The following is a 21,319-nucleotide window of genomic DNA, read 5'->3' as shown; positions in this document are numbered from 1 at the left end:
GCAGCTATGGATGGAACAAGACCAAGCTGGGTTGTACTGCCCAAGTCCGCAAGCCAGCGGCAGGCTGCGCTGCTCAGCCTGGCGCTGCTGCCCGCCGCCGCCTGGCCCTTGGAGCTGGCCACCGCGCCTGCCGGCGGTGCCAGCGCCTGGGTGGCTCCCAATGTCATCGTCTCCATCGATGACTCGGCCGCCATGCAGCGCCGCATGGGTAGCGCCGAGCCCGGTGTGGCCAGCATCACCGCGCCGGATGGCGACGGCCGTTGGGATGCGCGGGCACAGCGCATCGCCGTGCTGCGCCATGCGCTCAAGGATGTGCTGGGCGATGGGCAGCAACTGCCCGATGGCGCCATTCGCCTGGCCTGGCAGGCGATGTGGAACCATGGCGCTGCGTCTGGCGGCGGGCCCGGTGGCATGGTACAAGGCCAGCGGCGCAGGCCCGGGGCCAGCACAGTCAACAGCCCGCGTTTGGCCACCAACGGCATGCAGGCGCTGCAGGGCCGCCATCGCCAGCAATTTCTGGCCTTTGCCGATTCGCTCCGTACCGGCCACAGCAGCGATCTGCACCATCTGCTCGGCCAGGCCGATGCCTACCTGCGCCGGCCGCTCGGCCCGCAAGGGCCCTGGGCCAGCCAGCCGGGCGCTGCCAGCGGCGCCAGCAATACCTACCTGGGCTGCCGCCGCAACTACCACATTGTGCTGGCGGGCAGCCGCTGGTCTGGCCCCGCTACCGGCGGTGCGCAAGACGACCACACCCGTGCCAAAACCTTGCCCGACGGCCAGGTCTACGGCGGCGGCAGTTCCGCGCAAAGGGCTGCCACCCAGCTCTACAGTGATGCGGTGCCGAGCACCCTGGCCGACTGGGCGTTTCGCAGCTGGGCCGACCCTTTGCAGCGGGCAGGCCTGAGCGGCAGCCTGGCACCCGAGGCTGCCTACCGCCAGGCGCCGCCCCGCGAGCGTTTTGCCGATGGCAGCGGCCAGCCTGCCGTGCTGGAGCGCTACTGGAACCCGCGCTACAACCCTGCCAGCTGGCCGCATCTGCAGACCTATACGGTCGGCATCGGCCTGGATGCCAGCACCTGGCCCGGCGCGCCGCAGATCCTGGCGCCTACGCAGCAACAGCCCTTGGGCTATGACGGCAGCTTTGCAGCGCTGGCCAAAGGGGATGCCGTTTGGCCTGATATGCAGGCGCAGGGCGAGGGCGTGCGCGCGCTGGATCTGTGGCATGCGGCGCTCAATGGCCGGGGCCGTTTTTATGCGGCGGCCAATGGCCAAGATGTAGCGGCTGCGCTGCGCAGTATCCTGGCCGATATACAGTCCCAGCATGCAGGTGGCGCGCTGGGCGCCGCCACAGCCAGCACCGGCGCCGCCAGCGCCAGCCAGGCCATTGCGCTGGATGCCTTGCTGTTCAGCGCCAGCTACGACCCGGGCCGGGCCTGGTCCGGCGCCATCCAGGCACAGGCAATGGGCAGCGATGGCCGCCTGCAGCCAGCGCCCGGCTGGGGTGGGCAGACAACGGCGGACAAGCTCGATGCCATCGCCTGGCAGCAGCGCCTGGTGCTGACTTGGGGCGATGTGCAGCAGCGCGGCGTGCCTTTTCGCTGGGCGGCCGATGAGAGCCATTGGAGCGCTGCGCACAAGCGGGCCCTGCAAGGCCCTGCCGATGGCGCGCAAGGCCAGGCCAGTGGTGAGCAGCGCCTGAACTACCTGCGAGGCGAGCGCCGCCATGAAGCGCAGCATGGCGGCAGCCTGCGCAACCGGCATTCGCGCCAAGGCGATATTGTGAACTCGAAAATCTGGTACCTGGGCAAGCCTTCGGCCCGCTACCACGAGGCGAGCTATCTGGACTTTGTGCTGCGCCACCAAAACCGCCTGCCGATGCTCTATGTCGGCGGCAATGACGGCATGCTGCACGGCTTCTCGGCCCATACGGGCGAGGAAAAAATAGCCTATGTGCCCCGGGGCGTGATCCCCAGCCTGCAGGGCTTGACCAGCCCGGCCTACGATGGCCAGCACCGCTATTTTGTCGATGGCTCGCCACTGGCGGGCGATGCCAACCTGGGCAGCGCCAACAGCCCGCGCTGGCGCAGCTTGCTGGCAGGCACCCTGGGCGCCGGGGGCAAGGGCTATTTTGTGCTTGATGTCACTGAACCGGAGACGGCCTTTGCCGAGGCGCAGGCGGCCGATCTGGTGCTGATGGACCGCAGCTGGCATGCGACGGAATCTGCGCCGCGCTGCGATGCGGAGACGGGCGCCGCGCTGCAGGCTTGCACACAGCTGGCCGAGGCCTTTGCCGATATCGGCCATATCACCGCCAGCCCGTCCCGCGACGACATCGACCCGCAGCGTACAACGCAGATCGCACAACTGAACAACGGCCGCTGGGCGCTGGTGCTGGGCAATGGCTACAACAGCGCCAACGGCAGACCGGTGCTGCTGATCCAGTACCTCGATGGCGGGCGTGAGCTGCTGCGCTTGGTGGCGACCGGCAATGCATCGGCGCAGGCCTGCAGGCAGCAAACGCCGCCCCAGCCCCATTGCAGCCAGCTGGAGGACAACGGCCTGTCTGCGCCCAGGCTGGTGGATATCAATGGCGATGGCCGTCCCGATGTGGTCTATGCCGGCGACAACCAAGGCAATCTCTGGAAGTTTCTGATCAACGCAGACGATGACCGCGAATGGGGTGTGGCGCAGTGGGGCGCAATGGCGGCCACCACCAGCAACCAGTCGACCATGGGCGTGCCGCTGTACCAAGCGCGCGGGGGCCAGCGCAGCACGCCAGGCCAGCGCACAAAGCCCCAGCCTATCAGCACCGCACCGCTGGTGCGCAGCAATGACCGTCTGCGCAGCCTGCAGCAGGCGGGTGGTCAGCGCCAGGTGCCCGTCGGTGGCTTGGTGGTCGCCTTTGGCACCGGCCGCAATGCCAGCCGCCAGGATCCGCAAGACGACAGCGTGCAGAGCCTGTATGCGGTGCTCGATACCAGCCGCTACAAGCGCGTGGGCGAACGCGGTGAGCGGGTGGCGGTCTGCGCCTCGGCGGCTGATGCGGATTGCCAGTCGGCGCTGGGCGGCGATGCCGATCTGCCCGGGCCGGTGGCGCACAGCCAGCTGCTGCAGCGCCGCATCAGCCCCCGCCCCGTGCAGGCGCGCAGCAGCGACCGCCGCATGTTCTGGCGCACTGACGAAAGCGAAGGCGCCGATGCGCTCGATTGGAGCCGCCACCGGGGCTGGTTCCTGGATTTGCCCGAGGCAGGCGAGCGCCTGCTGCAGCCCCTGCGCTTTTACAGCGGCAGCAACCTGCTGGCGGTGATCAGCGAGGTGCCGGCGCATGCCAGCCATGGCGCCCAGGGCGAGCCCGGCGATGAGCGTTGCGAGCCCGCGCCAGGCACAGCGCAACGCCAGTTTTTCAGCCTGCTCAATAGCATCGATGGCCTGCGGCCGCGCTTGCAGCTGCTCGATACCGATGGCGATGGGCTCTTTGATCCGCAGGCCGATGGCCAGGCCTCGCGCATGTTGCTGGGCGCGGGCCCGCATGCGCTGCTGCGCGTGCGCGATGACGAGGGCCAGCAGCGCATCCGCATCGATGGTGAATCGCTGCGCGACCTGCCCGAAGTTCCGATCCGGCCCACCTGGCGCCAGGCGCGATGAAAGGGGGCAGCATGCGAAAACATCTTTTTACGGCGCGCGCAGGTTGGACCTTGGTGGAGCTGATGGTGGTGCTGGCCATCATCGGCATCCTGAGCGCGGTGGCCTGGCCCAGCTACAGCGAATACCTGCGCCGGGGCCACCGCACGGAGGCCCGCACGGGGCTTTTTCAGGCCGCGCAGTGGCTGGAGCGTGCCGCGACGGCCAATGGTGTCTATCCGCTGGAGCTGCCCACCCAGCTTAGCTGGCAGGACCTGCCCGACAAGCGCTACACCATCGGCTTTGCCGAAGGCAACAGTGCTGCGCGCTACACCCTGGTGGCAATGCGCCGGCAGGGGCCACAGCAGCGGGACCGCTGCGGCAACTACACGCTGACCCAGGATGGCCGGCAGGGCAATTTGCAGCTGGCGCAGGGCAGCAGTACCGCCGATTGCTGGCGCTGATCTGCTGGCGGCTCAGGTCACCGCATGCGCCCGACGAAGCGCGCCTATTGCGCGCTCCAGCGGTCGTTCCAGCTGCGCAGCTCCTGCATGTCGCGGCGGTCTTTCTTGGTGGGGCGGCCGGCCTGCAGGCTGTTGGCAGGCTCGGGCGCCAGGCGGCGCTGCTCGCTGAGCACTTCGCGCTGGCGGATGCTGTCGGCCGTCTCCTCGTACATCTGCTGGGCCACTGGGGCCGGGCCGCGGGTGGCCGCCATGCCGAGCACGGCAACGGTGCGCGGTGTCTGCGCCTGCAGCAGCTCGACGGTGTCCTGCGCGCGCACTTCCTTGGAGGGTTTGGCGACTGTGCCATTGACCTTCACATGGCCCTTGTGGATGGCCTCGACGGCAATGGCGCGGGTCTTGTAGAAGCGGGCGCACCACAGCCATTTGTCGATGCGCATGGTGGGAGTCTGGTCGGTCTCAGTATGGGCCATCTTCGGCGGGTGGTTGGACATTCGGTTTGAACTCTACTACAGCATCGAAACCTTGGACAAGCCCCTGGTGCAGGCGGTTGTGCAGTGACAGTCGCGCGCCCAGTGCCGTCACGATGGAGTGGCAGATCGCCAGGCCCAGGCCCGAGCCGTCGCGCAGGTTGCCAGTGACAAAGGGCTCGGTCAGGCGCGCCTGCATCTCGGCGCTGACGCCCGGGCCCCAGTCGCTGATGCGCAAGCTAGCCGCCGGGCCTTGTTGCGTCAGCTGCAGCAGCAGCGGTGCGTCGGGCGGCGAATGCTGGATCGCATTGTGCAAAAGGTTGCGCACCAGCTCGCGCAGCATCCAGGGGTGGGCGGCCAGCAGCACCTCGTCGCTTTGCAGCTCGAACTGCAGGTTCTTGTCGGCCAGCAAAGGCGAGAGCTCGATCACCATGTCGCGCACGATGGCCGTCAGGTGGGCGGTCTGGGGGTGCTCGGACTGGTGCAGCTGCTCGACCTTGGCGAGCGACAGCATCTGGTTGGCCAGCAAGGTGGCGCGGTCCACCGTGGCGGCAATCTCCCGCAGCGCCTGCTCGGGCTCCACATCGCCGCGTTGGGCAGACTGCACCTGCACCTTGAGCACCGCCAGCGGTGTGCGCAGCTGGTGCGAGGCATCGCGCACAAAGCGCTTTTGGTGCTGCACCAGGTGCGACAGCCGCGCCATCACGCGGTTGGTGGCATCGACCAGCGGCAGCACTTCTGATGGCGTCGCCGCCGGGGTCTTGAGGGGCTGCAAGGCATGGTCGCTGCGCGCATTGAGCTGGTCGCTCAGCTGCAGAATCGGCAAGGTGGCGCGCCGCACCACGGCGACCACCACGGCGGCAATGCAGCCAAACAGCAAGGCCTGCTGCACCAGCGTGCCCCAGAGAATGTCGCGCGCCAGCGATTCGCGGATCTCCAGCGTTTCTGCCACCTGGATCAGGGCCATGCCCCGGCCGGTGGCGCTGGCCACCGGCTGCAGCAAGGCGGCCATGCGCACGGGCATGCCCCGGAACTCGGCATTGTAGAAATCGACCAGCGCGGCATAGGGCGGCTGCTGGGCAATGCGGCCGCGCCAGATGGGCAGCTCGGCAAAGCCGCCGATGAGCTCGCCGCTCATGTTGGAGACGCGGTAGAACAGCCGCGACTGGTTGTCCGCCTCAAAGGCCTCCAGCGCCGAATAGGGCACGGCCGAATCGACAATCGCCAGGTCGTCATAACCGGACACCGTCAGCTGCTCACCAATCACCTTGGCCGAGGCGAGCAGGCTGCGGTCGTAAGCGGTGTTGATGGCCTGCAGCGACTGGCGGTAGAGGCTGCTGGTGTTGTAGATGATGAAGACCACCACGGGAAGCAAGATGCCCAGTAGCAGGTTGCGGCGCAGCGAGCGTATGCGCGGCGCCTGGGATCGGCCGCTGGCCTTGCTGCTGTCAGGCGCCATCGGCGGCACCGGGCTTGAGCAGGTAGCCCAGGCCGCGCAATGTCATCAGCTGCATATGCGTGGGCGCGAGCTTTTTGCGCAAGCGGTAGGCCACCACTTCCACCGCTTCGAGCTGCACATCGCTCTCGCCGGCAAAGACGGCGCTGAACAAGCGCTCCTTGGTCACGGCCTGGCCCATGGGCTGGCTCAGCACGCGCAAAAAAGCCACCTCGCGCGGTGTCAGCTCAAACAGCGTGCCACGCCAGTAAAACGATTCGGAGGCCTTGTCATAGCGCAGCGCCATGCCGGGGGGCTGCGCGGCCGGCGCGGCGGGCTCGGCCACCAGCGGCTGCGCGCGCCGCACCAGCGCGCGGATGCGCGCTTCGAGCTCGTCCAGGTCAAAGGGCTTGGCCAGGTAGTCATCGGCGCCCGAGTTCAGGCCCAGAATGCGGTCGCCGACGGTGCCGCGTGCGGTCAGGATCAAGGTCGGGGCGGCCAGGCCTTCGCTGCGCGCCTGGGCGATGATCTCCAGCCCGTCCATCGTCGGCAGGCTCAGGTCCAGCACCACCACATCGGGCTCGAGCTTGCGCCAGGCCGGCAGCGCCGCACCGCCATCGGTGATGGGCGTGACCTCCATGCCCCGCCGGCGCAAGGTGCGCTGCAAGGTGGTCTGCATGGTGGGGTCGTCTTCGATCAGCAAGAGGTGCATGGCGGGAGTGTGCACCAATTCGCCAGCGCCTCCGGGCTCGGTGTTTTCCCTAGCTCTGAACAGCCTGGCTGACAGCCATTTGACAGCTAGCGCAGCGATGATTCAGGCACTAACAACACGATCAGGAGACAACCATGCGCCGTGATGCGTTCCTCAAATCCATGCTCGCTCTGGCTGCTGCCGGCAGCTTGCCCCTGCAGGCCCTGGCCGCCACCAATGTGAAGATGCTGCTGCCCGCCAACCCTGGCGGCGGCTGGGACACGACCGGCCGCGCGCTGGGCAAGGCGCTGCAGGATGCCGGCGTGGCTGGCTCCGTCACCTATGACAACAAGGGCGGCGCGGCAGGTGCCATCGGCCTGGCGCAGTTCGTCAACGGCAGCAAGGGCGATCCCAACGCGATGATGGTCATGGGCGCGGTCATGCTGGGCGGCATCATCACCGGCAAGCCGCCGGTGGACCTGAACCAGGCCACGCCGCTGGCGCGCCTGACCAGCGAATACAACGTCTTTGTGCTGCCCGCCAACTCGCCTTACAAGAGCATGGCCGAAGTGGTCGCCCAGCTCAAGAAGGACCCCGGTTCGATCAAGTGGGGCGGCGGCTCGCGAGGCTCCACCGAGCACATTGCGGCAGCGATGATTGCCCGCGCTGTCGGCGTGGACCCGGCCAAGATCAACTATGTCGCCTTCCGGGGCGGCGGCGAGGCGATTGCTGCCGTGCTGGGCGGCAATGTCACCGTCGGCGGCAGCGGCTTTAGCGAGTTTGCCGAGTACATCGCCACCGGCAAGATGCGCCCGATCGCCGTGACCTCGGCCCAGCGCCTCGAAGGCTCGACCGTGCCCACGCTCAAGGAGCAGGGCATCGATGTGGAAATCGGCAACTGGCGCGGTGTCTATGGCGCGCCCGGCATCTCGGCCGACCAGCGCGCGCAGCTGATCGCGATGCTGGAAAAGGCCACCAAGAGCGCCAGCTGGGCCGAGTCGATGAAGAAGAATGACTGGACCTCGGCATGGCTGGCAGGCGACGCCTTCAGCCAGTTCGTCACGGCCGAGTTCGCCAATCTCAAGGACACCATGACCCGCGCAGGCATGGTCTAAGCGCAGTCGGCATGGCCCTGGGCGGCCATGCCCCGCGCATTGCACTCCCCCCCCGTTCAGCTGATGGAGGCACCGGCCTGGCCCGGTGCCCGGCTGGGCTGTTGCCGCCTGATGGGTGGCGAGGGGGAGGCGCCGTCATCTTTTCAGGAGTTTCGACATGAGCAACACCGCAGATTCTTCGGGGCCGGCCGCCAACGGCGCCGCCGCGCCTGCGCCGGAGGCTTTCGAGCATGCGCACACACCGCGCACCACCTCGCAGCTGCTGGTCGGCATAGCGGTCTTGGTGATCGCCGGCCTGCTGTCCTGGGGGGCATTGCACATCCCCTCGCAGGCGGGCTACAGCGGCGTGGGGCCGGATTTTCTGCCCTGGCTGTCAGCCAGCGTGCTGGGCCTGTGCGGCATCTGGCTGTGCTGGGAGGCGCTGACCGGCGGCTATCACCACCTCGACGCGCCCGATGGCGCCCAGCATGGTGACTGGGGTGCGCTCACCTGGGTGTGCGCAGGGCTGCTGAGCAGCGCGGCGCTGATCACCACCTTGGGCTTCATCCTCAGCTGCAGCCTGTGCTATGTGCTGGCCACGCAAGGCCTGCGCCGCGCCACCGGCCAAACGCAGGCGGGCTCGTTCAAGACCATGGGCAAGGACCTGGTGACGGGTCTGCTGATTTCTGCGCCCGTGTTCTGGGCCTTTACCCAATTCCTGGCAATCAACCTGCCTGGACTGACCGAGACAGGGTGGCTGTGATGGAAATTTTCAATGCACTGATTCAAGGCTTCATGACGGCGGCCACGCCGGTGAACCTGCTCTGGGCGCTGGTGGGCTGCGCCCTGGGCACGGCCGTGGGTGTGCTGCCGGGCATTGGCCCTGCCGTGGCGGTGGCCATGCTGCTGCCGATCACCGCCAAGGTCGAGGTGACCGCCTCGATGATCTTCTTTGCCGGTATCTACTACGGCGCCATGTATGGCGGCTCGACCACCTCGATCCTGCTCAACACCCCGGGTGAGACGGCGAGCATGGTGACGGCGATGGAGGGCAACAAGATGGCCAAGAGCGGGCGCGCTGGTGCGGCGCTGGCGACCTCGGCCATCGGCTCCTTTGTGGCCGGCACGATTGCGACCGTGGTCGTGACCCTGTTTGCGCCCACCGTGGCCGAGTTTGCCGTGCGCCTGGGCCCGCCCGAGTACTTCATGCTGATGGTGCTGGCCTTCACCACCGTGAGCGCGGTGCTGGGCAAGAGCAGCCTGCGCGGCTTGACCGCCTTGTTCCTGGGCCTGGCCATCGGCTGCATCGGCATGGACCAGATCACCGGCGCAGCGCGCTACACCATGGGCAAGCCCGAGCTGCTCGACGGCATCGACATCGTGCTGGTGGCCGTCGGCCTGTTCGCCGTGGCCGAGGTGCTGTACTTTGCGCTCTACGAAGCCAAGACCCGCGATACGCAAAACACCATGGGCCGTGTGCACATGACGCGCCGCGACTGGAAGCGCTCGGTGCCCGCCTGGATCCGTGGCACGGTCATCGGTACGCCCTTTGGCTGCATCCCTGCGGGCGGCACCGAGATCCCGACCTTTCTGAGCTATGCGGCCGAGAAAAAGCTGGCCAAGGGCGATGACAAGGCCGAGTTCGGCACGAGTGGCGCCATCGAAGGCGTGGCCGGCCCAGAAGCCGCCAACAACGCCACGGTGACGGCGGCGCTGATTCCGCTGCTGACCCTGGGCATTCCCACCAGCAACACCACGGCTGTGCTGCTGGGCGCATTCCAGAACTATGGCATCAACCCCGGCCCCCAGCTGTTCACCAGCTCGGCGGCGCTGGTGTGGGCGCTGATTGCCTCGCTCTACATCGGCAATGTGATGCTGCTGGTGCTGAACCTGCCGATGGTGGGCATGTGGGTCAAGCTGCTGAAGATCCCCAAGCCGCAACTCTATGCCGGTATCCTGATTTTCGCCACCGTCGGCGCCTATGGCATGCGCCAGAGCACCTTTGACCTGTTCCTGCTCTTGGGCATTGGCGTGCTGGGTGTGGTGATGCGGCGCTTTGACTTCCCCACCGCACCGGTGGTCGTCGGCATGATCCTGGGCCCGTTGGCCGAGGCGCAGATGCGCAACGCCGTCGCCATTGGCGAGGGCAGTTGGACCATCTTCCTGCAGCGCCCCATGTCGCTGACCCTGATCATCATCGTGCTGGCGGTGCTGATTGTCCCCCGGGTTCTGAAGTGGATGGGCAACAAAAAGGCGCTGCAGGCCGCAGCGGCTTGATGCCCAGACCTGGCAAAGCATCCTTCTCTTGGCACCCTGCGGGGTGCCTTTTTTATGGTGTTCGCGGCGCTAGCGTTCTAAAGCTGCAACACTGTATTGCCCATTTGCGGGCTAGGCAGCCGCCTGCCCATGGCCTAGTATCGACAGATCAAAAACTGGCGCTGCCCCGGCAGCGATGAATGGCTTGTTTCCATGGATCTGATTGTCGCCCTGGTGCGCGAATACGGTATTGGTATCGTCTTTCTCAATGTGCTGATCGAGCAATTGGGCGCGCCCATCCCTGCCTATCCGGTGCTGATGGTGACCGGCGCCATCCATGGCCATTCGCTGACGCAGCAGCTGCTGCTGATTGCGGTGGCCGTGCTGGCGGCGCTGATCGCCGATGGCGTCTGGTATGCCATGGGGCGGCGCTATGGCCGGCGCGTGCTCGCCAGGGTGTGCAAGGTCTCGCTCTCGCCCGATTCCTGCGTGCAGAACACCGAGTCGCTCTATGGCCGCTGGGGCGCCAAGTCGCTGCTGATTGCCAAGTTTGTGCCCGGCTTTGCGTCGATTGCCAGTGCGCTGGCAGGGGCCGTGGGCACGACGCCCGCCCGTTTTGTGCTGTTCGATGGCCTGGGCGCGCTGCTGTGGGTGGGCTCGGCGGTGCTGCTGGGGGGGCTGTTCAGCTCCACGGTCGAGGACCTGCTGGCGGTGCTCGCGCAACTGGGCCAGTGGGGCTTGCTGCTGCTGGGGCTGGCGTTTGCCATTTTCATCGCGCGCCGCTGGTGGAGCCGGCGCCAGGTGATCCGCTCGCTGCGCATGGAGCGGCTCACCGTCGACGAACTCAATGACCTGCTGGGCGGCAGCGATCTGCCCGTCATCCTCGATGTGCGTGCCGGCACGGCCTTTGAGGCATCGCATATCCCCGGCGCGCATTCCTATGATCCGCATGCCAAGGGCGCGCGGCTGCCAGCCATCGATCCCGAGGCCTCGGTGATCGTCTACTGCGCCTGCCCCAATGAGGTATCGGCGGCCCGCATTGCCCAGCTGCTGCGCCGCGCCGGCATCCAGCGGGTGCGGCCGCTGCTGGGCGGCATCGATGCCTGGATCGATGCGGGCTACCAGGTGCATGGCAGCAGCGCTGCGCCCGCTTGATCAGCAGCGATTTATAGGCAGAGGAAGGCCAGCGCCGCAATGGCGGTGGGCAGCAAGGCGCCCAGCAGCAGGCCGCCAATGCTGATGGTCGCGTTGCTGAAACCGTGCTTGAGCAGCGCCACACCGGCAGGGTTGGGCGCATTGGCAATCACCGTCAGGCCGCCACCGGCGACGGCACCGGCCATCAGCATGTACTTGGCCGCATCGCTCATGCCTTCGATCTGCGAGCCCAGGTAGGTGAGGGCGGCGTTGTCGGTGATGGCGGTCAGCCCCAGTGCACCAAAGAACAGCGCGAGCGGCGCCATGCTGGCCACCAGCGGCTGCAGCCACCAGCTTTGCAGGCCGCCCAGCACCACCAGGCCCGCCAGGAAAAAGCCCACCAGCAGCGCTTCCTTGAGGATCAGCGGGCTCTGGTACCGGGCATAGGCATGGGTGTAGCCGAGAAACAGCAGAAATACGCCGAGGAACAGCACCGGGTGGTGGGCCAGCACGACCACCGCTGCCAGCAAGGCCGCATGCACGGCCACCACACCCAGCGGCATGGTCGCTTGCGCATCCTCGCTTTGCGGTGCTGTCGCCAGATGGCCGCGCATGCACCAGGTGGCGATGCTGGCGTTGATCAAGACGGCAATTACCGCTTTCCAGCCAAACTGGCTGAGCATAAAGGCGCTGTCCCAGCCCCAGGTAGCGGCCACCATCAGCACCGGCGGCGCCGCATAAGAGGTGAGCGTGCCGCCAATCGAGATGTTGACGAAGAGCACACCCAGCGCCAGGTACTTGAGGCGGGTGGGCATGCGCGGGGTGAAGACCAGCGGCGCCAGGGTCAGCGCGGCAATCGTCATCGCAGCCGGCTCGGTGATCAGCGAGCCCATCAGCGGCACGGCAGCCAGGCCCAGCCAGGCCAGGCTCAGGGCCGTCGGCAGCGGCGTGGCGCTGGCCACAGCCGCCAGCGTGCGCTGCACCGTCATCACGATGGGGCGGGACGCGGCCATGACCATGACGACAAAGACAAACAGGGGCTCGGTGTAGTTGCGCGACTCGGCGTAGTCCACCGCCTGGGCCGGCCCGCTGGCCAAGGCCATGACGCCGATCAGCACCATGGCCCAGAAGCCAAAGACAATCTCGACCTCGCCCAGCAGATGGAAAACGCCAGCATGGCGCGGGTAGCGGTGCGACAGGCGCTCGAACTGCTTGGCAAGAAAGGTATGGGCCAGCGCGATGGCAAAAATGCCAGCCGCCAGGTGCTCGATGGCAAACATGGTGTGCTCCGGTGCGAAGCATGCAGCCGTTTGCAGGCCGTTGGGCGCGCACGGGGGTGTCAGCGCCCCGCAGGCCAAACGGTGCAGGCAACAGGGTTCCAGCGAGGCGGCCCGACCTTCGCTCACAACCTGCCGCTACACCCTATGTGACGACACCCAAGCCTTCCATTTTACAAAAAAATAATCAGTGATCGGTTGTTAATGTCTTTTTGCAGGCGCTCAGCAGGTTCTCAGGCCGGCGGGTTGCGGCGCTTGCTGCGCAGCCACCAGGCCGCGATCAGCGAGAACAGCACGATGACCCCCACCAGCAGCCAAAAGCCCAGCGGATCCTGGCTGAGCGGGATGCCGCCCACATTCATGCCGAACAGACCGGCCATCATGTTCACCGGCAGGGCCAGCACGGTGATCATCGTCAAGGTGTAGAGCGAGCGGTTGGTGTCTTCGTTGATGCCGGCGGCAATCTCTTCCTGCAAGAGCTTGATGCGCTCTTCGAGCGACTGCATGTCGCGCAGAAAAACGGAGAACTCTTCGCTGGCCGCGCGCAGCGCATGCAGGTCCTCGTCCAGCATCCACTGCGGGGGCATCTGCAGCAGGCGGAACATCGCCGAGGGCTCGGGCGCGAGCAGGCGCTTTAAGCGCACCAGCAGGCGGCGCAGCGCGCCCAGCTGGCGCGGCTGCATGCGCGTGCGCCCGCCCAGCATGGTGTCCTCGATCTGGTCGACGCGGTGGGTCACATCGCGCACGATGCGCACCAGCACATCGGCTTGGGCGCGCAGCAGGCGCTCCAGCAACTGCGGGCTGGAGCCGGGCGTGTCGCCCTGGCGAATCTGCTGGCGCAGCGCATCGACCGAGCGCAGCGGATGGGCGCGGGCCGATATCACCCATTGGGGCGAGGCCTGGATCCACATCGTGTGGATGTCGCTGGACTCGAACTGAAAGTCGAAATCGATGTCGTTGATGACGGCGAGCAGCGCATCGTCCATGCGCTCGATGCGGGTCGAGGCCAGACCATCGCGCAGCGCCTCGAAGTACTGCTCATCGAGGGCCGCATACTGCTGCAGCCAGCGCAGGCAGTGGGCATGGGAGAGGTTGAAATGCAGCCAGACAAAGCCGGTGCTGCTGGGCGGTGCGGCCAGCCAGGCCTGCGCTTGCTCGGCGTTCAGCGCCGTGGCGGGGCCGTTGCCGTCAAAGGCATAGCCCCAGATCAGGCCGCTGTTGTCATGGGGGGAGACCAGCGGGGCCGTATCATGCGCGCGCGGCAGGGGTTCAGTCAAGATAGCACTCCGGGGACGGGCGGATGCCCCGCGCCAAACCCCGTATTTTTGGCAGCTACCGTGACTGTTTCATGACAAAGCCATGACGCGCGCTGGCGTGCTCAGTCGGGCATCGAGCAGTGGCCGCCGCTGGCATGCTGGCCCGAGCCTGCGGCGATCAGCGGTGCCTCGTAGCGCAGGTCCACCGGCTGGCTGTGGACGTAATCCCAGGCGATGAAGGCGACCAGCAGCAGCCAGAAGCTGCTGCGCAAAAGGGTGGTGTTCATATGCGGCTCCTCGCGCTTAAAAACCAAAATGGCGGCGAATGCGCAGCCCGAAGATCGTGCCGACAAAGGCCAGCGGCACCCAGATCCAGCCATGGATGCTGCCGGTGCTGATGCCAGACAGCATCGCGCCCACATTGCAGCCAAAGGCCAGGCGCGAGCTATAGCCCAGCACTAGGCCAGCGACCAGGGCCACCAGCCACTGCGTGCCGGTCAGCGCCTTGGCGGCAGCCGGCTTGCCCGCCGCAATCCACAGCGCACCGGCCAGAATGCCGATGTTGGTGATGCTGGTGATGTCCAGCAGCACGGTCTCGTGCAGGCGCTGGGCATTGCCCGGCTGGCTCCAGAACCAGTTGCCTGCCAGGTCCACGATGCCGGTGCCGTTCGCTACCTTGGCGGCCCAGAGGCCAAAGCCATAGACCACGCCCCAGGGCTGGCCGGCAATCACCAGGTTCAGGGTCGCGAAGATGGCCAGGCCAATCGCGCCCATCACCCACTTGCGCTGCCACAGACCGGGCATGCTGCGCTGCTGCGCGGCATGGGCCTTGGCGCAATAGGCCTGGACCACAAAGCCGATCACGGCCAGCGCCGCCAAGGTGGCGAGCAGGGCCGGCAGCCAGCCCCAGGTGCTGACCAGGCCGACTGCCGGCATGCGGCCCAGGTCCAGCCACCAGCCCAGGTGCAGCGACCCTAAGAAGCTGCCAATCGCAAACATCGGCAGGATGGCCGTGTTCATCGGGATGCCCATACCGGCCTTGTACAAGGTGCCGCTGCCGCAGCCATCAGCAATCTGCATGCACAGGCCAAAGACAAAGGCCCCCACCAGCAGGCTGATGCTGGGTGGGCCCAGGGCGGCCGTCAGCTCCGGGTAGTGGCCCAGCAGCGGCATGGCCATCGCGGCGGCCAGTGCCAGCAGCAGCAGCTGGCCAAACACGCCGCGCGGGTCCTTGTCCTCGACCAGCATGCGCCAGCCGGTGGTAAAGCCAAAGCGCTGGCCGGCCAGGATGGCACCCAGGCCGATACCGACCAGGAACAGCGCCGCCTGGCGCAGCGATACCGACCACAGCAGCCAGCCGAAAAAGGCCGCCATCAGGATCGACAGGGGAAGTCGTTTCATCACGATCACCGTTGAGAGTCAATACAACAAAAAGCTGCCAGCGCTTCTGCAGAAGTGCTGGCAGCCAAAGAACCGGGTCCGGCTTACTTGAACTTGCGCTGCCACCATTGCTTGGCGTCATAGGCCAGCGATTCGGCGCGGCCGGGCTGGTTTTCCATCGCCGGTGCATCGGGCTGCTGGGTCCAGTCCACCATCGAGCCGGCATACAGCTTGACATTGGGCAGGCCGGCCATCTCGCTCAGGCCAAACCAGTCGGTAGCAGCCCAGTGGCCGGTATTGCAAAAGGCGACGGTGTCCTGGCCGTCCTTGCGGCTGACCTTCTGCGCAATCTGCCGTGCGGTGGCCGGGTCCACAAACTGGGCCGTGCCCTTGACAAACCACTGGTTGAAATCGAGCTGCTGCGCGCCGGGCAGGGTGCCCGAGAGCTTGGCCGCTGGCGCGCGGGTCTTGCCCTGGTAGAACGCATCGGGGCGGGAATCGACCAGCGCGGCATTGCTCAGGTCGACATGGGAGCGCACCTGGTCGCGCGTGGCGATCAGGCTCTCGTCCAGCACGGGCTGGTAGCTGCTGGCCTGCACCTGCTGCGCCTGGGTGCTGACGGGTTGGCCCTCGGCCACCCAGGTCTTCATGCCGCCGTTGACGATGGACAGATCCTTCAGACCCAGCACCTTCAGGCTCCAGTAGACACGCGCCATCGCGCCAAAATCGGTGGCATCGGCACCGGTCGATACCACGACGGCATGCGTGGCCGGGGTCAGGCCCAGCGACTGCACCAAGGCCGTGAGTTTGGGCAGATCGGGCAGCTCACCGGGGTTGGTGGCCGGGCCGCGCCACTTGCCATAGGGCGCATTGAGCGCACCGGGGATATGGCCTTCGGCATAAAGCTTGGGCTCGCGGATATCGATGACGACAGGCGCGGCCGCGCTTTGCTGGGCGCTGGCCAGCTCGGCCGGGCTCAAAAGGGGCTGGGCGGCATGGGCTGCCGTGAGCCAACTGCTGGCGAACAGGGCGCTGGCCACAGCCAGCTGGCGAAAGGTTGTCATGGCAATAGCGTGTAGAGGCAAATCAATGGGCTCTATTGTCCCGCGATTGCGGTCTGCGAGCAGGCTATGCGCAGATTGAATATATGGCGGTAAGGTTATATGCCCTGAGGGAATAAGGGCCGCACTGCATGCATGGCCTGCCTATACCCACAGCCCCGCGCGAAAGCCGCGCGCTGCGTAATAGGACTGCACGCCATTGTGGGACGTGAACACGCGCCCATAGCGCCGGTCGCCAAACAGCGCGCCACCCAGGCGACGCATCTCGTCGGGAGTGGCCAGCCAGCTGGAGGTCTTGCCGTCAAAAGCGCCCAGGGTCTGCAGATGGCGGTACTGCGCCTCGTCCAGCAGCTGCACACCCATCGCGTCGGCCATGCCCTGCGCACTGCCTGCGGGCTTGTTTTCCTTGCGCGCGGCCAGCGCCTCTTCGTCAAAGCAGAGGCTGCGACGCCCCGTGGGGCTTTCGGCAGCGCAATCGGCAAACAGCAGCTGGCCGCTTGCGCCATCCTGCAAGATCACATCGGGCTCGCCGCCGGTGGCCTCCATCTGGGCCAGCGCTTGGTGGGCGGCCGTGTTCTTGTCCAGGCGCTTTAGCACCAGCGCCCAGTCCAGCTCGGGGTGGCGCGGCATATGGGCTTCAAAGCGCACTTGCAGCACGGCGATCAATGCCTGCAGTTCGGTCTTGTTCATGGCTGTCAAATCCTTGTCAAGCGGCTGCCACTTTTGCGCACTTCTACAATCGGCGCAAGCTTTTTTAAGGATTACCAGCGGCGGCACCCTGCCGCCGCTCTGCATTATGGATATTGTTGTCAACGAAGAACTCAAGGCCTACATCGACCCACTGACCCCGGACGAGCATGCCTCGTTGGAGCGCAGCATCCTGGCCGAAGGCTGCCGCGATGCGCTGGTGCTCTGGGGCAATGTGCTGGTCGATGGCCACAACCGCTACGGCATCTGCCAAAAGCATGGCCTGCCTTTCAACACGGTGCAGAACACCCAGTTCCAGTCGATGCAGGATGTCTACCTGTGGATGATCGACCAGCACCTGGGGCGCCGCAGCGTCTCGGATTTTCAGCGCGGCGTGCTGGCGCTGCGCAAGCGCGAGATTCTGGAGCACCGCAAGCTGGAGAAGGCCCACCCGGTGCCCGCGCAGCCCGCCGAAGGCGAGGCGCCAGCGCTCAGCAATGCCGATGAGGCTTTCTCGCCGGTCGATGCGGCCGAGCTGGAAAAGGTAGCCACGCGCGAGGCGATTGCCAAGGCGGCCCGCTTGTCGAGCAGCCAGGTCGCGCAGATCGAGAAAATCCAGAAAAGCGCCGCACCTGCGCTGGTCGAGGCCTTGAAGGCCGGCGATATCTCCATCAATGCAGCCGCTGTGGTGGCCACCTTGCCGCATGAAGCGCAGCAGGCCGCTGCGCAAGGCGGCAAGGATGGCTTGAAGCAGGTGGTCAAGCAGGTGCGCGAGGCCAAGCGCAAACCCAAGGAAGAGGCCCCCGAAGCCGAAGAACCCGCCAGCGCCCCCTCGGCCGCGCATGGCGCCGAGGCGGTGGATGCTGCGCTGGACAAGGCCCAGCAGCAGATCAGCGACCTGCGCGCCCGCGTGCACGCGCTGGAGCTGGAAAACGCCCAGCTGCGCCTGCAGCTGGCGGCAGCCTCGTCGCAGGATCTGCCGGTCCCGGACGAAGCCTGACCCAGGCCTGCCGTCTTTCGAGCGCTGCCTTTAATCCAGCGGCGGGCGCTTGGCGGCTTTGGGCAGCAGCCGCTGGCGCGTGCGCTGGGCGCGGGGCCGCGCCGCATCGGCACGCTGGCAGGCCAGGCGGTACTGCAGCAGGCTGGCCTCGGCCGCCTGCACCACCGCAATAGGCAGGCGCTGCGCCTCAGGCATGGGGTGCAGGGCGCCCGTAGCGGGCAGGTTGCACTGGTCCATCAGCAGCGCCAGGCCCTGGCCCACATGCTCGGCCGTGTAGACATGGAACCGCCCGGCTTCCACCGCCTGCACCACGCGCTCGGCCAGCATCAGATGGCGCTGGTTGCGCGCCGGGATCAGCACGCCATGGCTGCCATCCAGGCCTTGCGCGGCGCAGAGGTCAAACCAGCCTTCGATCTTTTCATTGAGGCCGCCCACCGGCAGCACCTCGCCGTGCTGGTTGAGCGCGCCGGTGACGGCAATGCTCTGGCGCAGCGGCAGGCCCGACAGCGATGACAGCAGCGCATAGAGCTCGGCGCAGCTGGCCGAGTCGCCTTCGACACCGCTGTATTCCTGCTCGAACACCACCGAGGCATTGAGCGCCAGCGGCGCCAGGTGGCCAAACAAGGCGGTCAGATAGCCCTGCAAAATCAGCACGCCCTTGTCATGGATGGGGCCGGACATGGCGACCTCGCGCTCGATGTTCATCACCCCTTCCTGGCCGGCATGGGTACGCGCGCTGATGCGCACCGGCAGCCCGAAGCGGTGGTCGCCGGTGTCGATCTGCGACATGCCATTGATCTGGCCGACCTGGCTGCCGGCAAAGGAGATCAGGTGCTCGCCGTCGGTGATCGCGGCATGCAGGTCCTGCTCCATCGCGTTGTGGCGCAGGCGCTGGGCAGCCAACGCGGCCTCCACATCGGCGGCCTGTACCAGGCGGTGCTGGCCCGATGGCTGGCCGGATTGGCGGGCGCGCTGGGCGCTTTCCAGCAGCAGGGCCTCCAACTGGTTCAAGCGGCCGCTTTGGCGCTGCTGGTCATCGGCTTCGCGGTGGGATTGCTCCAGCAGCCGGGCCACCGCGCCGGCGTCGCAGTGCGGCATCTGGTAGAGCTTGCAGCGCTGCGCCATCAGTGCGGCGGTGGCGCGGTAAGTAGCGAGCGAGGCCTGGAACTGGTCGGCAAAATCGACCTTGACGCGAAAGCGCCGGGCCATGTCCGGGTCGCTCTCCTGCAGCTGGTAGTAGGCATCTTCGGAGCCGACCAGCACCAGCTTGAAGTTCAGCGCCAAGAGCTCGGGCAGCATCGCGCCGCTGCTGCTGGGGCCTTGGGCGGCATGGGCATCCTCAATGCGCAGCTGGCGCGTGCGCAGCACCCGGCGCAGCGCCTGCCAGCTGTCTTCATCGCCCAGCAGGTCGCGCAGGTGCAGCATCAAAAAGCCGCCATCGGCGCGCAGCACACTGCCCGCGCGGATGCAGGAGAAATCGCTGCGGCGCTCGTCGTCTTCCGGCGGGTCGATGGTGCCAAACAGGTTGCGCAGGCTGGGCTGGTCTTCCAGCACCACGGGGGCATGGGCCTCGCCATGGTGGTCCACGATCAGGTTGAGCTGGCTGAGCGCGCGCAGCGCCTTGCGCTTGGCCTCCAGCAGGGCGCGGGCATCGTCGCGTGCGTCCTGGCTTTCGCCTTCGCCCTCGATGCTGTCGGTCTGGTCAAGCAGCGCATCGGCATCCTGCGCAATGCTGCCCGGCACCCACAGCGCCATGTTCTTGAGCCACTCGGCCTGCATCTGCGACAGCCAGCGCTGCAAGGTGGCCCCATGCTCGGCACTGGGCGTCAGGCCCTCGAGCACCTGCGCCGATGCGGCCTGCCACAGCGGCGTGGCCAACGATTGGTAGAACAGATTGAGCGCCGCATCGCGCGCCATCTGCGCTTGCCGCACCAGGCCACGGAACTGCGCCAGCTGCACGCGCAGCTGGTATTCCAGGTCTTCGGCAGGTGCCGTGGCATTGGGGGCCTCTGCGCCATCCTCGCCTTCTTGCTCTGCGCCTTCGCCAGGCGACAGCAGCAGGGCCGGGTCGGCGTCGGTGTCGGTGTCGGTGTCGGTGTCGGCTGGGGGCTGAGAGTCGCTATGCAGCGCTGGCGGCAGCTGATCGGTGTCAGCGGCCGACGGCTGCTGCAGCCGCTCTGCGGCAGTCAACGCGGCAGGCGCATCGGCAGCGGACTGTCCGGCGTCCGGGCTTCCGGCATCCGGGCCTCCGGCATCCGGGCCTCCGGCATCCGGGCCCCCGGCATCGCCTTGGCCGGCGGGGCCGCTGTCCTGGCTCTCGACCACCAGCTGGCCCTCTTCACGGCGAATGCGCAGGCCGGCGCTCTGGGCCCAGTCGTGCAGCGTGCCAAAGGCGGCCTCTTCGGCCTGGCGGGCCTGGTTGTAGAGCTGCTCGATCTGGCTGCGGTGCTGCGCTTGCTGGACGGCCTTGTCGAGCTGCTCGGGCAGCTTGTCCACCATGGCCTCGATGCGGCGGCGCAGGCTGCGGCCCTGGCCAGCGGGCAGGCGCAGCGCCTGGGGGCGCTCGGGCACGGCGAAGTTGTGCACAAAGGCGATATCTTGCGCAGCAGGGCGGCGCTGTGCCTCGGCCTGCATGGCCTGGCGCAGCAGCGAGGTGCGGCCACTGCCTTCTTCGCCCAGCACAAACAGGTGGTAGTCGGGCGGGTCCATCGCCAGGCCAAACTCGGCTGCCGCCTGGGCGCGCTGCTGGCCGATCCAGGAGAAGGGCTCCTGCACCAGTTCGGCCGTGCTGGCAAAGCCCAGCTGGGCCGGGTCAATGCGCAGGCGCAGCTCGTGGGCCTGCAGCAGCTCGGCGCAGAGCAAGGAGGCGGCAGATCGGGAAGGGGTCAATGGCGTGTCGGACAAGGGAATCTTTTTTTAGAAGGCCACAGGCGCGCGGGGCGGCAGGGGCCTTGTGGTGGGTCAATGGGGGTGTCTGGGCAAGGCGCAGTGCAGGGTTACAGCGCCAGCCGCATGATGTGCTGCGGCCCATAGCCGCCGCCCAGGTACAGCTCGCCGGTGTCTGCAAAACCGCACTGGCGGTACAGCGGGATGGCGGCGGCGTTCTTGCAGTTGACGGTGAGGAACACGGCCGTGGCGGCCATGCCTTGCGCCTGCAGGTAGGCGGGCAGCGCCTGCAGGCTGCGCTTGGCCAGGCCCATGCCCTGAAAGCGCTGGTCGACAAAGAAGCTGCGCAGGCCCACGCTGTCCGCCGAGGCAAAGGGGTAGTGCTGTGCGTAGTCCTGGTCGATCAGGAAAAAGCCGGCGATCTGCTCGCCATGGCCGATCAGGTGGGCGCTGAGCCCCGGGTGGAGCTCGGCCAGCGTCTGGGCCATTGGCGCAACATAGGGCTGCTGCGCCTCGTGCAGGGACAGGGCCAGCACGCGCTCGCGCTGCTCGGGCCGGTAAGGGGACAGGAGGGTCATAGGCTACGGTCTCGGGCAGCGTGGGGCGGGCG

18 protein-coding genes are annotated in these 21,319 nt (G+C 67.0%); 7 read left to right on the top strand and 11 right to left on the bottom strand.

Annotation, left to right across the window (positions count from 1 at the left end; genetic code table 11):
• Positions 1-6: 6 nt before the first annotated feature.
• Both WH265_RS06235 and WH265_RS06230 read left to right on the top strand, forming a co-directional pair.
• Positions 7-3,645, top strand: a complete 3,639-nt coding sequence (locus WH265_RS06235) for a pilus assembly protein (protein WP_339557698.1) — start codon at positions 7-9, stop codon at positions 3,643-3,645.
• 11 nt (positions 3,646-3,656) lie between these two features.
• Positions 3,657-4,085, top strand: a complete 429-nt coding sequence (locus WH265_RS06230; RefSeq protein WP_339519063.1) for a type IV pilin protein — start codon at positions 3,657-3,659, stop codon at positions 4,083-4,085.
• A gap of 44 nt (positions 4,086-4,129) precedes the next feature.
• Here the strand turns inward: WH265_RS06230 and WH265_RS06225 are convergent, their stop codons facing one another.
• From WH265_RS06225 to WH265_RS06215, 3 genes are read right to left on the bottom strand one after another with little or no spacing between them, the layout of a single operon-like run.
• On the bottom strand, positions 4,130-4,555 hold the full coding sequence (locus tag WH265_RS06225; protein ID WP_239809138.1) for an RNA-binding S4 domain-containing protein: 426 nt from the start codon (positions 4,553-4,555) through the stop codon (positions 4,130-4,132).
• Positions 4,542-6,011, bottom strand: a complete 1,470-nt coding sequence (locus WH265_RS06220; protein WP_339557697.1) for a sensor histidine kinase — start codon at positions 6,009-6,011, stop codon at positions 4,542-4,544. Before WH265_RS06220 ends, WH265_RS06225 begins: the two co-directional genes overlap by 14 nt.
• On the bottom strand, positions 6,001-6,699 hold the full coding sequence (locus WH265_RS06215; protein WP_339519056.1) for a response regulator transcription factor: 699 nt from the start codon (positions 6,697-6,699) through the stop codon (positions 6,001-6,003). The genes WH265_RS06220 and WH265_RS06215 overlap by 11 nt, the downstream gene beginning before the upstream one ends.
• A gap of 134 nt (positions 6,700-6,833) precedes the next feature.
• Between WH265_RS06215 and WH265_RS06210 the strand changes: the two genes are divergently transcribed.
• The 4 genes from WH265_RS06210 (at position 6,834) to WH265_RS06195 (ending at position 11,183) form a co-directional block, all read left to right on the top strand.
• Positions 6,834-7,793 carry a Bug family tripartite tricarboxylate transporter substrate binding protein gene (locus WH265_RS06210; protein ID WP_312987665.1) on the top strand — a complete coding sequence of 320 codons (960 nt, stop codon included), beginning with the start codon at positions 6,834-6,836 and terminating at the stop codon, positions 7,791-7,793.
• 157 nt (positions 7,794-7,950) lie between these two features.
• Positions 7,951-8,535, top strand: coding sequence for a tripartite tricarboxylate transporter TctB family protein (locus tag WH265_RS06205; RefSeq protein ID WP_021026981.1), 585 nt, complete (start codon positions 7,951-7,953; stop codon positions 8,533-8,535).
• Complete coding sequence (locus tag WH265_RS06200; RefSeq protein ID WP_339519053.1) at positions 8,535-10,049, top strand: tripartite tricarboxylate transporter permease; 1,515 nt, start codon at positions 8,535-8,537, stop codon at positions 10,047-10,049. The genes WH265_RS06205 and WH265_RS06200 overlap by 1 nt, the downstream gene beginning before the upstream one ends.
• Positions 10,050-10,241: 192 nt before the next feature.
• On the top strand, positions 10,242-11,183 hold the full coding sequence (locus WH265_RS06195) for a DedA family protein/thiosulfate sulfurtransferase GlpE (protein WP_339557696.1): 942 nt from the start codon (positions 10,242-10,244) through the stop codon (positions 11,181-11,183).
• 11 nt (positions 11,184-11,194) lie between these two features.
• On the opposite strand, the gene WH265_RS06190 is transcribed toward WH265_RS06195, so the two are convergent.
• The 6 genes from WH265_RS06190 to WH265_RS06165 all read right to left on the bottom strand — a co-directional run bounded on the left by WH265_RS06190 (position 11,195) and on the right by WH265_RS06165 (position 16,826).
• The gene (locus tag WH265_RS06190) at positions 11,195-12,442 is read right to left on the bottom strand and encodes a putative Na+/H+ antiporter (protein ID WP_339557695.1); all 1,248 of its coding nucleotides are present in this window, start codon (positions 12,440-12,442) and stop codon (positions 11,195-11,197) included.
• A gap of 230 nt (positions 12,443-12,672) precedes the next feature.
• A complete protein-coding gene (locus WH265_RS06185) occupies positions 12,673-13,716 on the bottom strand; it encodes a transporter (RefSeq protein WP_339557694.1) in 1,044 nt (347 codons plus the stop codon).
• A 101-nt stretch (positions 13,717-13,817) separates the two neighbouring features.
• The gene (locus tag WH265_RS06180; protein WP_021026986.1) at positions 13,818-13,982 is read right to left on the bottom strand and encodes a hypothetical protein; all 165 of its coding nucleotides are present in this window, start codon (positions 13,980-13,982) and stop codon (positions 13,818-13,820) included.
• A 16-nt stretch (positions 13,983-13,998) separates the two neighbouring features.
• Positions 13,999-15,096, bottom strand: a complete 1,098-nt coding sequence (locus tag WH265_RS06175; protein ID WP_339557693.1) for a YeeE/YedE thiosulfate transporter family protein — start codon at positions 15,094-15,096, stop codon at positions 13,999-14,001.
• An 83-nt stretch (positions 15,097-15,179) separates the two neighbouring features.
• The gene (locus WH265_RS06170) at positions 15,180-16,139 is read right to left on the bottom strand and encodes a sulfurtransferase (protein ID WP_339557692.1); all 960 of its coding nucleotides are present in this window, start codon (positions 16,137-16,139) and stop codon (positions 15,180-15,182) included.
• A gap of 141 nt (positions 16,140-16,280) precedes the next feature.
• Complete coding sequence (locus WH265_RS06165) at positions 16,281-16,826, bottom strand: DUF4256 domain-containing protein (RefSeq protein ID WP_339557691.1); 546 nt, start codon at positions 16,824-16,826, stop codon at positions 16,281-16,283.
• A 106-nt stretch (positions 16,827-16,932) separates the two neighbouring features.
• On the opposite strand from WH265_RS06165, the gene WH265_RS06160 reads away from it, so the two are divergent.
• A complete protein-coding gene (locus WH265_RS06160) occupies positions 16,933-17,823 on the top strand; it encodes a plasmid replication/partition related protein (RefSeq protein WP_339557690.1) in 891 nt (296 codons plus the stop codon).
• 30 nt (positions 17,824-17,853) lie between these two features.
• On the opposite strand, the gene WH265_RS06155 is transcribed toward WH265_RS06160, so the two are convergent.
• Entirely contained in the window at positions 17,854-20,727 is a 2,874-nt protein-coding gene (locus WH265_RS06155) for an AAA family ATPase (RefSeq protein WP_339557689.1), read from the bottom strand.
• A gap of 92 nt (positions 20,728-20,819) precedes the next feature.
• Entirely contained in the window at positions 20,820-21,287 is a 468-nt protein-coding gene (locus WH265_RS06150) for a GNAT family N-acetyltransferase (protein ID WP_339534577.1), read from the bottom strand.
• Positions 21,288-21,319: the final 32 nt, after the last annotated feature.

The organism is Comamonas sp. MYb396 (genome assembly GCF_037479555.1).
In the GTDB taxonomy this organism is placed as follows: Bacteria; Pseudomonadota; Gammaproteobacteria; order Burkholderiales; family Burkholderiaceae_C; genus Comamonas.
The sequence above is the reverse complement of the archived record's forward strand: the minus strand, read 5'-3'. Positions and strand labels throughout refer to the sequence as shown.